Below are 14205 nucleotides of genomic sequence, written 5' to 3'. Positions count from 1 at the left end.
TTTCTCCGTGGCGGGCGAAGGTAATTGCACCCGCAAGAGCTGCGGAGGCAGTAAGTGGTTTACGGCTTCTGGCCGGCTGTCTTCGTCCCAGTGAGGAAATTCGCAACCAGCGGTGTAACCACAGGAGTGGCAGCCCCAATAAACTCCGTCAGGGTATTTCCTCCGTCACTTGCAACCCAGACATTGCCGGAACCATCGAGAGCGAGATTAGTCGGGCCCTTCAGAGGGCCGCCAGTAAAACCTGCGGGAGGGGAGAGGGGCGTCCCCGCGGAGTTGAGCTCGGTCACCGAATTGACACCGCTCGCGGTATTAGCGGTCCAGAGATTCTCAGAACCATCGATGGCAAGCTGCTCTGGAGCGCTAAGCCCCCCGCCGACGATACCTTCCGTACCGGTGAGCGCCGCCCCCGTAGGACCATTGAATTTGCTCAAGCTGTTGCCAGCGTGGTTGGCGACCCAGATGTTGCTGGAGGTGTCGAAGGCAAGACCCCATGGGGCATCCAGACCTCCACCGGTAAAACCGCCGGCGGGAGAGAGCAAAGCACCCGTAGAACCGTTGAGCCTGCTCACAACGTTCGAACCGATGCCGGCGATCCAGACATCCCCACCGGGGTCAATAGCGATGCCCACCGATTCAACGACGCCGCCGAGCGGGAACCCACTCGCAGGAGAGATCGCCGCCCCCGTAGCACCGTTGAACTCGCTCGGGCCGCTGCCGTCGTTCGCGGTCCAGGCATTGCCATTGGGGGTGATAGCGAGACCGATCGGATTAACCAGCCCGCCGCCGGTAAAACCATTCGCACCGGAGATCGGCGTTCCCGCTGGGGTGAACTTGCTCAAGTTATTGATCGAGAGGTCAGGCTCGGTATTGGAAACCCAGACATTGCCGGAAGGATCGATGGCGACGTTCTGCGACAGGGCAAGACCGCCACCGGTGAAACCAGTGGCACTGACAGGAACCCCGATGTGATTGAACTCGCTTAACCTGGGCGTCGTCCCATTGGATTGATTGGCCAGCCAGATATTGCCGGTGGCGTCCACAGCGATACCGACTGGATTCGCAAGGCCACCACCGGTGTAGTTGACCGCCAGGGTGAAGCTGGTGGCAGTGGTAAGAATGGGCTGGAAGGGGCTTGCGTTGTTCGTGAGGTTCAGCAGTGGGCTGATATTGGCGATCGGGTTGTGCGCGATATTGATCGCTGCCGTTGCCGTATCGGTAGGAGCCACGCTGCCATTCATGGCATTGGCGAAGAGAGAGCTGCATGGTCCCCCGGTCGAGTTGATGCAGGACGCCAGCATGTCCGCCAGAGTATTGATCTCCGTGGTCGGAACCGTGCCGTTACCACTCAGCGGCGCCGACAGCGCTGTGCCCGCGGCTGGATTTACCAGATTGAAGGAGGTGTCGATGGCATTGCTGAGGTTCGTGGCGGCCAGCGCCGTGCCGGACCTGCCGATGTGTGTCGCATCGGTGGCATAAGCCGCCAGAGAATAAGCCGTGGCAATCGTGCTGACCTCATCCATGAAGATCGCACCGATCGTGGCCCCCTGGGAGTTCGTGATGCCTGTGCCGCCGGTGCAGTGCCCTGCCACGGCCAGAAGTCCGGCTCCCGGATTGTTGCCGCTGGCAGTGCCTCCCTGACCCAGCTCCGGATCGCCGCCCAGGGCGTAAAGATAGAGCTGCTGGCCTGCCGTGCAGTTGAATCCGCTGCTGAAGCTGAAGTTGCCTGACGAGTCGGTGGTAACCGGACCCGCCACCAGGGTAGAGGCTGAGCCATAACCACCGGTACCGACCGCGTACAGAAAGACCTGCGCGCCGACAAGGCCTTGCTGGCCACCGTGCACGATACCCGAGATCGATTGCATACTAACCTGATCGGCAGCGCCGGTAGACCCGCCAAAGTTGGCCGAGCATCCGCTCAATGTAAATACAGCGCCACTCAGTGTGAGAAGACCCACACCGACACGTAGACGAGAAATGATGGATTTCATTCTAAAAACTCCTCAGGGTGAATGAATCTCATGGAAGGGAGGCAAACAATCCACTTACGTTGTTGCCACTGGGGCCCGAAGAATCGCAATGGAAGTTGTTTCCCAAAATCCGCGCGATGCGCAGAGCTTAAAAATCAACATGCGACCATAGACGGAAGAATGGGATAAATAGACGTAAAGATGGAGTGAAAAACCGAGATTTTTACCAGTCCTTGAAAGGGGACGACATGCGGTCCGCAAAACCTGCAGCAAGGACAGGAAAGGGCTCGGTAGCCACCTGCAAAGGATCATCGAGAGAGGCTTTATTTTGCGCGATTAACGCACGTGAACGAACCTCAGACTGTCGCTACAAGCTCCTGCGCCAGCCGATTCAGCAGGCTCTCCGGATCGGACGAAAGCCCTGTGCGTACAGGCGAGATCTGAATCACCGCGCTACGCGGCGCTGTCAGCCAGTAGAAGCGTTCCTTCTTCGACAGGCGCGCAATCGGCCCGGCCGCAGGATCGCCCACACAGATACGGCAGATCGCCTGCAGGTGCCGCTCCACCATGCTCACATCCAACGCAGGCCACAACGCACGAAGACGCGCCTCATTGACCTCGATGCGCGCACCGAGAAAGTTCTGCTCCGAGGAGTAGACGATCACCCCCGCATTCACGAACTCGTCCCGGTCGACGCGGGGAACCACGCGCACTGTCGCGTAATTAAACGAGTTGGGAACGGGCATGGATCATCTCCTGTTCAAAGATATTCGATGCTTCCAGCCGCCGAAGCAAAAAGTCGCGATACGCCTCGCGCCGTTGCGAGGGAGTAACCTCATCGCTCTCCAGGATCAGCCACTCGTCGGGAAGAAGCCGCAGAATCTCGTTCAGCTTTGTCTCCGTCAGGCTCGCGTGCGCCGTATGGGAAGCAGCCGCGATGTCTCCGGCCCAGCGCAGAAGAATGTGTTCGCGAATCGGCTCAAACCTTGAGACAGCCTTTTCCTTCGCGGTCGGCCAGTTGTGATGAAAGTACAGCGAGGCTCCATGATCGATCAACCACAACGTCCCCTCCGACAGCAGGAGGTTCGCGTTGCGGGCGGTGCGATCTACGTTCAATACAAAGGCATCGAGCCAGACACACAGAGAAGCTATCGATGAGGAGGCTTCATCGCCCGCCGCCGGATCGAAGGTCGTTGCTCCAGGCAGATATTCAAGACCAATGTTCTGACCGACAGAAGCCTTCAGCAGATCGCGAATCTCTGCATCCGGCTCATTCCTTCCCAGCGCAAAATCGATCTGTACGAAGACAATCTCCGGAACGCGCAGGCCCAGCAGGCGAGCGATCTCTCCTGAGATCAACTCAGCCACCAGCGCCAGAGCTCCCTGCCCCGCGCCGCGAAATTTGACGACGTACATTCTGCCGTCGTCCGCCTCCACGATGGCAGGCAGCGATCCGCCCTCTCGCAGAGGAGTTACATACCGTATGCCGTTGACGCTTCGAAGCATGGGCCTAGTCTATCTCGCGTGATGAAGCATCTACCTGTTCTTGCCTTTGCCTTTGCTTTTGCTTTTGCCTTTGCTTTTCTGGTTGTCATTCCGACCCTGAGCGAAGCCGAAGGGGAGTGAACCTGCTGTCTCCCGTTTTTCGCCAGCTTCGCCACGGACGTTATGTTTTGGCACAAACAATAACATTTCGGCCTTGGCCTCTATGTTTTGGGCAACACAAAGAGCGGGAGACAGCAGGTTCCTCGCTGCACTCGGAATGACAACCAGAAAAACAAAAGCAACGACAGTGCCACAGACGCTACCTGCACGAAAACGAACCTTCCCTGCAAAAGCCGCACGGTTGACAGCAAACCGCTGTCCTCCCCCTCTGCCGACGATCAGTGTAGAGATATGAAGTGTCTCGGCCTAACCCTCTGGATCGTTCTTTTCATCGGGTCTCCTCTTGCGGCACAGAAAACTCTGCATGAGCAGTTCGATGAAGCCTTCACCGCCATGCGACGAGGTGACAGCGCCTCTGTCATCGACATCGTGAAACCTATTGTTCGATCCAACACCCTCCAGGGTGCAGATCGAGGGAAAGCATGGATCTTATTAGGTTTCGCGTACAAGGCGGAGGGGCAGTATCTGCCTGCGCAAAGTGCTTATGAGAAAGCAATATCGATTCTCAAAGACGATCCTCTCGCTACCAAGGACTATGCCCTGGTTCTCGAGACTTCAGGGGCTCTCTATCGGGAGATGGGTGAGTTTACGTTCGCTAGAAATCTGCAGCTTCAGAGCCTGCAACTTTTCAAGAAAAGTCAGGACCATGCTGCTATTACGAGAGCCCTTGTAGGACTCTCCGATCTGTCTCTGGATCAGGGAGATGCCAAAGGTGCGGAACGGTACCTGTTACAGGTAGAAGCTGAGTCGCGACTGACCGCCGATCTCGATGACGATGACCGTTCTTATATTCTTCTCGCCCAGGGCCGGCTCGCGCTTCAACGGCAGGATACTGACACGGCCATTGCTGACTATCGGCAATCGCTCGATCTGTTTCGGAACCGTCACGGAGAGGAGACGCCGATGAGTGGTTGGGGCTATGTCATGCTGGGCGATGCCTATGCCAAGGCAGGAAGGAGGGCAGAAGCCCTGCAGGCCCTGTGGCAGGGAGTTCATCTGCTCGACCGCACAGCTGGGCGGAAGGATTCTCGATACCTGATCGCAGAGGTGGTCTACGCTCGCGTCCTGGACCAGGTGGGACGGCATACCGAGGCCGCACAGTACAGAGCCGAGGGAGAAAGGGCGATCCAAAGGCAATGCTCCGGCTGTACTATCAGCGTAGATTCCCTGCGGCAGACCGGCGGAATCGGAGACGTCGAGACGCTGCGATGAGGTTGTCATGCTGAGATACCTCAAATCTTCCAACACCGGCGAAGGCCATGTTCACGCCTTCACCCTGATCGCGTGCGTTTCCTCGTTATTGGCCCTTGCGGCGGCGGCGGAGTGTCATTCAGCCGTCGTGGCCTCCCATGCAGTAGCGCCTCTTCTCCCCTCGCTTGCGTATGGCCTGGTTCTCTGGAGCTGGTGGGGCGTGGTGGCTTACTGCCTGTGGATCGGATTGAGGCGTTGGCCGAAGGCCTCGTTCCTCTCCTGGCGCTTACTCCTCCTTCATCTTGTACTCGGCGTAACTGTCAGTGTCGTGCATTCTTACCTGCTGCAGGAGACCATCGCCTGGTGTCTCCGTACATGGCCCGGCTTGTACCAGGCAGGCTATGCCGAGCTGCAGTATCTCAACCTGGGACATTTCAGCCTGGAGCTTCTGCTCTACGGCTTCATCCTGGGAGCCTGCCTTGCCGTTCATCTCTATCTGAAGTCCCAGGAAGACAACGTACGTTCTATCGAACTGGAGAAGCAGTTATCTACGGCACACCTGCGCGCGCTCCAGATGCAGATCGATCCTCACTTCCTCTTCAATACGCTGAACACCGTAACCGCGCTGGTTGAGTTCGATCGCAAGGACGAGGCCCTGGAAACGCTTGGAAGTTTGAACACTCTTCTGCGCACCACGCTCGCCAGTAACAGCCCGGAGAAGGTGACCCTCGGCAAAGAGTTGCAGATGATCGAAAGCTATCTCGCCATCGAACAGGTGCGCTTCGCCGACAGGCTTCGCGTAGACGTGCGCATTGAGCCCGACGCGCTAAGAGGACTGGTTCCCTGCTTTCTCCTGCAACCGTTGGTAGAGAATGCTATCCGCCACGGCATCGCTCACTGCGAAAGCGATGGCGTAGTCGAGGCCTCGGCAAGACGCGAGGGACGGCACCTGCAACTCCGTATCCGTGACAATGGCCCCGGCAGCAACGCGCCGACAAAACCCGGGCATGGAATCGGGCTCAGGAATACGCGTGACCGGCTTACTCATTTCTATCGCGACGATTACGCCATGAGCGCAAACGCCCTTGCAGAGGGCGGCTTCGAGGTCTCCATCAAGATTCCCTATGAGCTGGCGGTATGAGACTTAGAACCGTCATCGCCGACGATGAGCCACTCGCCCGGGATCGGCTCAAGGCCATGCTCGCGGGAGAGACTTCGATCGAGGTAGCAGGCGAGTGCCGCAATGGCCGAGAGCTTGTCTCACTGCTCAAGTCCGAACCGGTCGATCTGCTCTTTCTGGATATCCAGATGCCCGGCAATACCGGCTTTGAAGTAGTGGAACAGATTGGCGTTGCGCGGATGCCGCCGACTGTCTTCGTCACCGCACACAATGAGTACGCCGTGCGCGCCTTTGAGGTCCATGCCCTCGATTACCTGACCAAGCCGGTGGAACTACAACGCCTCCAATCAGCGCTGGAGCATGTGCGCGAACGCATTGCTTCCAAAGCCGCCTTGATCACGCAGGAACAGATGCAGGCTATCGCCTCCAGCCTGCAACGTGGAGAGGCGCCGGCCGAACCTTACGTGAAACGCCTTCTTGTTCCGAACGGTGCCCGCGAGACGATCGTCCAGGTAGCGGACATCGACTGGATCGAAGCCGCCGACTATTACTCGCGCCTGCATCTCGGAACTAAGACTTACATGCTGCGCCAGACCGTCAAGCAGCTCGTGGATTCGCTCGACCCTGCTCGCTTTGTTCGCGTGCATCGATCGACGATTGTGAACATCGATCGGGTGAAGGAGATTCTGCGCGAGGGTCGCGCGGATCTGTGGGTTGTGCTGACAGACGGACAAAGGCTCAAGATGAGCAAGGCCGGGTGGGAGAATTTATTGACTACGGGCACTGCGCGAAGTCTTTGAATGGGTACCCAGCAAATCAAGCCCAGAGTTGAGCCCCGAAGGGGCGCCCTATCATAGCCCAGGGTGAGGACGCAAAGCGCGCCACAAACATTCGCATCGCGCTCTGCGTCAAGGGTGAAACCCTGGGGAACGATGCCGAACGGGAGACATAGCCCTGAAAGGGCGTCCTATCTCGTCGGGCATCGATAGGACGCCCTTTCAGGGCTTATCTTCATTTTTGCTTCGGAACCCAGGGTTTCACCCTGGGCTATGATAGGGCGCCCCTTCGGGGCTTAGTTTGCTTGGGGTAACACGTTCCTTTGGAACCGCCGCTAGCGTTCGCCAAAGTGCTCTATTTACAGAGCTGCTTCCGCGCGGAGCTGAGCAATTCGTCGGAAAGCTTCGGATTGCTTTTCTTCACGGCCCGGGACAACATCAATGAGCCCACCAGGCTACTCAGCAACGCTACGGCTTGTTGCCGTGCCTCTTGTTTGTTTCCGTCCATCCCGGCGGCGAATATATCAAGATAGGATTCAATTCCGTCGGCGAAAGCCGTTTGAACCTCTTTGCCATTGCGGGCAGCATCGGCTGGCAGCGCCGCTGCCGGACATCCTCCAGTAGATGAATCGCGATACGCCGGACTGAGGTATTCCGCGATCACTTTCTCAAAGCCCTTCCGCGGACTTCCGGCTGAGGCAAACTTTTCCGACAATCTTTGCGCGGAGTTTTCGAAGGCACACGCAACCGCTTCAGCCGCAAGCTCCTCTTTGGAATTGAAGTGGTTATAGAAACCGCCGTGGGTAAAGCCAGACTGCTTCATGATGTCAGCGACGCTGACATCTTCCATGCCATGCAGCTTAAACATCCGCGATGCGGTTTCAAGGATGAGCTGCCGATTTTGTTTGGCTTGTTCGCCGGTCAAACGCATGTGATCTGCTCCGCGTGAAAAACAAATTGCCCGCTTGACAATGATGACGGTCATCATTGTTAATGTCAACATATCAATGATGACCATCATCATTATTGGAGTGATCTATATGAATAGTTCTCTACAGGGCAAAGTAGCTGTGGTTACGGGTGGTGGTGAAGGGATCGGACTGGCATCCGCAAAGCGGCTTGCTGCAGAAGGAGCATCTGTCTTCATCGTGGGCCGTCGCCAGTCCATCCTGGACGCGGCAGTTGCCGAGATCGGTGGCGACGTGACGGCTGTGCAAGCCGACGTGTCCAAACCAGCCGACCTCGATCGGGTTTACGAAGCGGTTCGCGCGTCGAAGGGCAAGATCGACATCCTGGTCGCGAACGCCGGCGTTCAGACGAGAGAACCCCTCGGCTCGATCACGGAAGAAGCGATCGACTACCAACTGGCCATTAACTTCAAGGGCGTCATCTTCACCGTGCAGCAGGCCCTGCCGCTGCTGACCGACGGCGCGTCGATCATCCTGACATCGTCCGCGACGGCCGTGAAGGGCATTCCCCAGCGCACGGTTTATTCCGCGACCAAGGCCGCGATCCGCAGCTTTGCACGGACCTGGGCGAACGAACTCAAAGCCCGCCGCATCCGCGTCAATGTCTTCTCCCCGGGACCGATCCTGACTCCTTTGCTGCAGCAAACCTTCGTCGATCCCAAGGTCAAGGAAGCCTATATGACGAACGTCGTCGGCGCGGTTCCGCTAGGCCGCGCGGGCGAGGCGGAAGAGATGGGAGAGGTTGTGGCTTTCCTGGCGTCCGACGCGGCCAGCTATATCAACGGAGCTGACATCCAGGCCGACGGAGGGTTTGCGCAGGTCTAGAGTGTCTTGATCTTTAGGGCCAAAGGCCCGTTTCATACCAGCCTGGGGTGGAGCGCAGCAGCGAGCGGTTTTTAGCTCGCTGCAAGCGTAGCCCCAGGTACAGGACCAATTCGAGATTAGAGGGCTGTAAGCCCGATTCATCATGCCCTGCACAGAAGATGAGTCGGGCTTACAGCCCTCAACTTCTCCTCCTGCACCTAACCTGGGGCGACGCTTCCCGAACCAACACGCTATCGTGTGCTGTCCCAGGTTCGCTTTGCCCCAGACGGGTATGAGACGGGCCTTTGGCCCTAAAGATCGGGTCGACCCTCTTCGGTGGCTATATCCATCAGAACGACCCTTCCGCGCACACACGACAAGGGCTGCGGTTATAGTTTTGTCATGTCACTCTACCCGCGCGTCGTTCTGCTTATTGCCACCTTCATCGCAGCCTGTTCCCCCAGCCTGGAGGCACAGAACGTCCCGCAAAAGGAGCAGACCCAGCTTCTGACCACCGCCAGGTCGCAGTACTACAACCTGCGTGCAGCGGGACTCAAAGGTTTTTCCTGCAACGCAAGTGTAGATTGGGACGCACTTTTTACTTCGATCAATGGGAAGACACCGCCCGCAGACGATCCGATGGTGCAGTATCTCCAGGGCTCCCATCTGTCTGTTACTTCAGACCTGGGCAGTCATCCGAATATCTCCTGGGTAAGTGCAGGCACACCTCCTAAAGATCGCGAACAGAACGCCAATCAGTTAGTCAACGGATTGAAACAGACGCTTGACGGGTTCTTTCAATCCTGGATGCCAAGCCTCAACGGTACGTTGATTACCCTGACCCCATCGTCCGTAAAAGCCACGGCCACAGGCTATGTGATCGTCGACGGCGCCAGTAAAGCTATCGATGAACTGACCCTGGATAAAAAACTCGTTATCCATCACCTTTCGACCACATCAGCAAAAATCAACGGAGAGTTGGATACAACCTACACGCCTTCCGCCAAAGGCCTGCTTCTGACAAAACTCGACGGCACCTACCAGGGGTCCGCCGATGGGCCTGCAACCCATGTAACGATGTCAGCCACGTTTCAGCCAGTCGAATCCTTCCAGCTTCCAGATTCGCTCACGTTCGTTGTTGCGAATGTAGCGACCTTCAAGATGCGCCTTGTCGATTGCACCGTTCAGAAGTAACGGGTCCCAATGAAGCCCGACTAAAGGACGGACTTTATTGGGAGCAACGCCTTTGCCAACTGGCTTCGGCAAACAATTTGCTCTTGTGCCCTTGATCAAGCAGCATCACTGCGGCGTCTGTAAACGCTGTTCCGCTGTCGGCTGTAACGGTATGCCGCTCCAGCCTTGAGTTCCCCTCGAAGGAATTATCTTTGAATTCCACCAGGAATTTTCCGCTTCCCAGGCTTCGGGAGCGTTGAAAGAGCCCACCTTCCGGGTCCATGAGCCCCTGCTTTTTAGACTTTTGCGCAACGTGAGGGAAAAGATTTCCATATTCCAGTGAGCCGCAAAACTCCTCTTCTTTTGACCCCAGTTTGTTCCCGGAGCCATCCGTTATCTGCACCAGCCAGATACCTTGCTTGAACCGTGGATATTCCGGTCCCAGGAATGAATCCTCCGGCTGAGAACCCTTCCGCGAGGCCGCATGCACGGGCACCATTCCATCGTGCCTAACACTGAAAGGCTTTGCGGAATATCCTTGAAACAATACCGCGATCAGCGCAAGTAGAGCGATTCCATGCAACTCGATACTGTTACCGGGAAAATCCATATCAATTCCCCATGGTCCATTTGTAAAGGTTCTTTGCAGGCATCATGACAGCTATCTCTGTACGCGCGACTCATCATGCTGCCGTGAATGAATCGCGCGTACAGCCCTCCAGGCAAACCACCCAAAAGGCTCAGCCGGCCTCCAGCATGTGGGCTTGCTTCTCTTTCAACTCGCCCAACAGCCGTTCGACCTTCTCGTCGCGTTCCAGCTTCGCGAAGTCGTCTTCCAGCGTGTCGTCTTCGAGCATCTGTTTGCCGGCGTAGTTATGCGCTTCGGCGCTCTGGATGCGGGCTTTGACGCGGTCAAGCGCCGGGCCGCGACCGAGGCTTACAGCCACCTGCTCCGCTGCCTCACGCGCCGTAATCGCCTTGCCCGCCATCTGCGCGCGGCGATGCTGCGCGATCAGCAACACACAGTGGGCCTGCGTCTCTTTCAACTTGCCTTGCAGCTTGTTGTACGTCATGCGCATCCCTTCGACCTCTTCGGTCTGCTCTTCGACCTGGTGCAGGAGGTCCCCGGCCATCTTCTCGTGCGTCAGGGCACGGTCGAGTGCGGCACGGGCCAGATCGTCCTTGCCCTTGGTCACCGCCAGCTCCGCCTTTAAACGCCAGTCCTCGGCAGTTTGCGACTGTTCCTTGCTCTTCTTTTCGAGCAGGTGTTTGTCGGCGATCGCAATTGCTACCTGCGTCTTCAGTTGCAGTAACTGGTTCTCCATATCGAGAGCCAGTTGCTTCAACATCTTTTCGGGGTCTTCGGCGCGGTCGATCAGATCGTTCACGTTTGCGCGTAGCAGCGTTGCTACTCTTTCCATTAGCGATAGTGCCATGACGGTTCTCCTTTTCTTCTTTGCTTTGAAAGCGCGGGAGTTGTGGTCCCGCCGTAAATCCGTGGCGTGCTTGCGTCATTCCCTCAGCGGCTAAAGCCGCGCCGCAGAGTGTAGCTATCTACGTACGGCCTAAAGGCCGTACCCTTCAAAACAACTTGTATAAGCGACGGCGCGCGAGACGTTTGTCTCGCGCGCCGTGCCGGTTATTCACTCTTGCGGTCCCCTTCGATCGTGGGTGGAACATCGGACGTACCGCCGTTCGGGCGCTGCGTCATCTGCTTGATGTTCCCCATCAGGTCGCTCATCTTCATGCCGCTGAGAGCCTCGAAGAGCGCGGGTACCTGCGCTGCGATCTCGGTCATCTCGCCGGTGAGCTTGTGCGCTCCGACGTTTTTGCCGTCGCCGGTGGACACGATGGTGATCTTGTCCACCTTGCTCAGAGGCTCGCTCATGGCGCGAACGACATCCGCCATGTTCGTGATGAGTTTGTCGACGACCGCGGCCTGCGACCACTCCTGGTAGGCCTCAGCCTTGATGTTCATGGCCTTGGCTTCCGCCTCGCCCTTCTGGAAGATGATCGAAGCCTCCGCCTCACCCTGGGTACGGATGGCCTGAGCCTTGCCTTCCGCCTCAGCGACGATGCGTGCCTTTTCGGCATTCGCCATGTTGCCAATGCGCTGCGCCTCGATCTCCGACTTCTTGAGGACAGTCGCGATGAGTTCCTTCTCGTTACGCAGGATCTCGGCCTCCTGTACCTTGACCTGCGCTTCCTTCTCGATCTGCTGCACCTTCACCTGCTCGGCGATGACCTTCTGCTGCATCACGTTGGTCTGCAGCTCATACGCCTTGTCAGCCTGCGCCTCCTGCCGGCGGGACTGCTCGGTGAACGTTGCCTTCTGGATGTCGAGGTCGCGCTGCGCCTCGGCCTGTTTGCCCAGCGACATCGTCTCGGCGAGCACTCGCTCCTGGTCGGCGGCAGCCTTGGCGACCGCAGCTTCCCTTAGAGCGATTGCGCGGCGGATCGCGGTGTCGCGCTCCGCTTCGGCCATGGCGATCTCGGCATCGCGCTTGATACGCGCAATATCAGGACGACCCATGTTGGTGATGTACTCGTTCTTATCGCGCACCTCCTTGATGGTGAAGCTCACGACTTCGAGCCCCATCTTGCTCATATCCTCGGCGCAGGTGGCGCGCATACGCTCACCCACCATCTCCGGCTCCTTCACGATCTGCTCGACCGTGAGCTGACCGATGATGCCACGCAGGTGGCCTTCCATCACGAGACGAATCAAGCCCTCGCGCTCTGCGGGCGTCTTGGAGAGAAACTGCTCCGCCGCCGTCATGATCGACTCGTTGTCCGAACGCACCTTGATCTGCGCGACGGCTTCAACGGTTACGGCAACGCCCTGCTTGGTGTAGAGATCCTGCGACGGGGCTACGTCGAAGCTCATCAGCTCCAGCGACAGCATTCGCGAGTGCTCCACCACCGGAAAGATCAGCGCGCCGTGGCCCTTGATGACCTTCGGTCCGCGAAAGCCGTAACGGATGACTGCTTCATTGGGGCCGGCTTTGCGAAACATCTTCGCCATCAAGCCCATCAGCACAAGGGTTCCAAGAACGATTAACCCACCGACAACTATGTAATGGTTTTCCATCTCCTGCCTCTCTGAAAATCAAATTCAATAAGGTCCTACTTTTTATGGCCCGACCGGCTGCACTGTTTCGCGCAGTCCGGGTTACTGCTCCTTGCTTTCTTTCTCAAGGCCACGGCCCGGCATCTCGGCCAACAAGCCGTGTTCAAACTCATCCCATCGCCGCACGTAGGCAATGCCGCGTGCGTAGCGCATCACGATTACCTCGGCTCCACGCTCGATGGCGATTCCGTCGTCCGACCGCACCGCGGCACTGCGCCGCGAGCCGTTCTGCGAGTACAGAATCTCGCCAACCCCGTGCGCGGAAACCGCTCCACTCAGGCGACCGATAACTCCGGTCATCTCCGTATCGGCGGGCTCCAGCGTGCGCTCATGCGGCATCAGCACTCCGACGAGAAACCAGAAGACCACCGCCGCTCCCACGAGACCGCTGACTGCCGATAACAGCAGCACCAGCGTGACGCCGAAGAGGTTCGCACCGTGCAGCAGGTATCCCGTGCCGCCAAACCAGCAGAGGAAGGCCATCAGGGTGAACCCGTTGATCGGTGAGAGTGAGCCGCCGCCGGTGTGGCCCTTCACTCCAAGGTGTCCGCCAAAGTGAAAGTGCCCTATGTGAAGGTGCATGCCGCCGGCGAAGAAGGCGATGAAGCTCAGTACCAGCCCTACGCCGAAACACGTCAGGTAAATCGCATTCCAATCCCATGCTGCTGTCATCGTCCCTCTCCTTACTTCGTACTGGGCCCGGACTTCTTCTTCATGACACGCTTACTTACACTTGCGCTCTCCGCGGCTGGTTCTACCAGGGCCAGCGGCCGCGTTGCCAGCTTCGGCACAGGCCGCAGCAGCTCCAGCAAGCGCTCCGCCAGCGATGGCGTCTCCAGCACGCTTTCGAGCAGCAGCAGGCAGCCGCGCGAATCCTCGTGCCGTGCTACCGCCAACAAGGCTCGGCGCAGTTCGGGGTCGCGGCGAAAACGCTCCGCGCCGCCGATCAGCCAGAGGTCGAGCTTGTCCTCCAGGCCGCGCAGGTCGCTGAGCAGTTCGGCGTGATAGCCCTCGGGGTCATCGACCAGGTAGCCGGGATGTACCTTGAAGAACTTCGCCAGCAGCAGCCGCGAGGTATTAGTGAGGTGCGGGCGGGCGCCGCTCTCGATCTGCGAGAGATAGCTCTGGCTGATCGACTCTTCCATCTCCGCCGCGATGGCCTTGACCAGTTCGCCCTGGGTCATCGCGCGGCCCAGACCGCGCAGACTGCCTTCAACCTCGCGCAGGTACCGGATTTTGTCGCACAGTTTCATTTCTTGCTCTCCGTGTATTGCGGATTGCAATATTTATATTGCTAATTGCGATAAAAGTCAAGACCTAAGCTCATTCGATTGCGAGTCGAATGGTCGTGGGCAGGCTGAAAGTCCCAGAGTGGGGTGGTACCAGCGTCCGTGGTGGTACCCAATGCGGG

Annotated in this window: 14 protein-coding genes; 5 read left to right on the top strand and 9 right to left on the bottom strand. The window is 58.0% G+C overall.

What is annotated here, in order from left to right:
• Window positions 1–59 precede the first annotated feature (59 nt).
• The 3 genes from ACIX8_RS03750 to ACIX8_RS03740 form a co-directional block, all read right to left on the bottom strand.
• Window positions 60–1988: an NHL repeat-containing protein gene (locus ACIX8_RS03750; protein ID WP_014263991.1), complete on the bottom strand. Its 1929-nt coding sequence runs from the start codon at window positions 1986–1988 to the stop codon at window positions 60–62.
• Between the two features lie 335 nt (window positions 1989–2323).
• Window positions 2324–2713 carry a DUF3037 domain-containing protein gene (locus ACIX8_RS03745; protein ID WP_014263990.1) on the bottom strand — a complete coding sequence of 130 codons (390 nt, stop codon included), beginning with the start codon at window positions 2711–2713 and terminating at the stop codon, window positions 2324–2326.
• Complete coding sequence (locus ACIX8_RS03740; protein ID WP_014263989.1) at window positions 2691–3473, bottom strand: HipA family kinase; 783 nt, start codon at window positions 3471–3473, stop codon at window positions 2691–2693. The genes ACIX8_RS03745 and ACIX8_RS03740 overlap by 23 nt, the downstream gene beginning before the upstream one ends.
• A gap of 390 nt (window positions 3474–3863) precedes the next feature.
• Here ACIX8_RS03740 and ACIX8_RS03735 point away from each other — a divergent pair, with 390 nt between their 5' ends.
• From ACIX8_RS03735 to ACIX8_RS03725, 3 genes are read left to right on the top strand one after another with little or no spacing between them, the layout of a single operon-like run.
• On the top strand, window positions 3864–4844 hold the full coding sequence (locus ACIX8_RS03735) for a tetratricopeptide repeat protein (RefSeq protein ID WP_044176105.1): 981 nt from the start codon (window positions 3864–3866) through the stop codon (window positions 4842–4844).
• 7 nt (window positions 4845–4851) lie between these two features.
• Complete coding sequence (locus tag ACIX8_RS24325; protein WP_014263986.1) at window positions 4852–5964, top strand: sensor histidine kinase; 1113 nt, start codon at window positions 4852–4854, stop codon at window positions 5962–5964.
• Window positions 5961–6743, top strand: a complete 783-nt coding sequence (locus ACIX8_RS03725; protein WP_014263985.1) for a LytR/AlgR family response regulator transcription factor — start codon at window positions 5961–5963, stop codon at window positions 6741–6743. Before ACIX8_RS24325 ends, ACIX8_RS03725 begins: the two co-directional genes overlap by 4 nt.
• A gap of 331 nt (window positions 6744–7074) precedes the next feature.
• Here ACIX8_RS03725 and ACIX8_RS03720 read toward each other — a convergent pair whose 3' ends face one another.
• Window positions 7075–7743, bottom strand: coding sequence for a TetR/AcrR family transcriptional regulator (locus tag ACIX8_RS03720; RefSeq protein WP_052310561.1), 669 nt, complete (start codon window positions 7741–7743; stop codon window positions 7075–7077).
• Window positions 7744–7759: 16 nt separating this feature from the next.
• Between ACIX8_RS03720 and ACIX8_RS03715 the strand changes: the two genes are divergently transcribed.
• Complete coding sequence (locus ACIX8_RS03715) at window positions 7760–8512, top strand: SDR family NAD(P)-dependent oxidoreductase (RefSeq protein WP_044177712.1); 753 nt, start codon at window positions 7760–7762, stop codon at window positions 8510–8512.
• Window positions 8513–8893: 381 nt separating this feature from the next.
• The gene (locus ACIX8_RS03710; protein ID WP_014263982.1) at window positions 8894–9685 is read left to right on the top strand and encodes a hypothetical protein; all 792 of its coding nucleotides are present in this window, start codon (window positions 8894–8896) and stop codon (window positions 9683–9685) included.
• A 34-nt stretch (window positions 9686–9719) separates the two neighbouring features.
• Here ACIX8_RS03710 and ACIX8_RS03705 read toward each other — a convergent pair whose 3' ends face one another.
• The 5 genes from ACIX8_RS03705 to ACIX8_RS03685 form a co-directional block, all read right to left on the bottom strand.
• Window positions 9720–10274 (bottom strand): hypothetical protein, encoded by a 555-nt coding sequence (locus ACIX8_RS03705; RefSeq protein ID WP_014263981.1) that lies wholly within the window; start codon window positions 10272–10274, stop codon window positions 9720–9722.
• Between the two features lie 130 nt (window positions 10275–10404).
• Window positions 10405–11100: a PspA/IM30 family protein gene (locus ACIX8_RS03700; RefSeq protein WP_014263980.1), complete on the bottom strand. Its 696-nt coding sequence runs from the start codon at window positions 11098–11100 to the stop codon at window positions 10405–10407.
• A gap of 203 nt (window positions 11101–11303) precedes the next feature.
• Window positions 11304–12755, bottom strand: a complete 1452-nt coding sequence (locus ACIX8_RS03695) for a flotillin family protein (RefSeq protein ID WP_014263979.1) — start codon at window positions 12753–12755, stop codon at window positions 11304–11306.
• Window positions 12756–12836: 81 nt separating this feature from the next.
• Window positions 12837–13466: a hypothetical protein gene (locus ACIX8_RS03690; protein ID WP_014263978.1), complete on the bottom strand. Its 630-nt coding sequence runs from the start codon at window positions 13464–13466 to the stop codon at window positions 12837–12839.
• A gap of 11 nt (window positions 13467–13477) precedes the next feature.
• On the bottom strand, window positions 13478–14047 hold the full coding sequence (locus ACIX8_RS03685) for a helix-turn-helix domain-containing protein (RefSeq protein ID WP_014263977.1): 570 nt from the start codon (window positions 14045–14047) through the stop codon (window positions 13478–13480).
• Between the last annotated feature and the right edge of the window lie 158 nt (window positions 14048–14205).

The organism is Granulicella mallensis MP5ACTX8 (assembly GCF_000178955.2).
GTDB classification, from domain to species: domain Bacteria; phylum Acidobacteriota; class Terriglobia; order Terriglobales; family Acidobacteriaceae; genus Granulicella; species Granulicella mallensis.
Note: the sequence above shows the minus strand (reverse complement) of the source record. Positions and strands in the feature narration are given on the sequence as shown.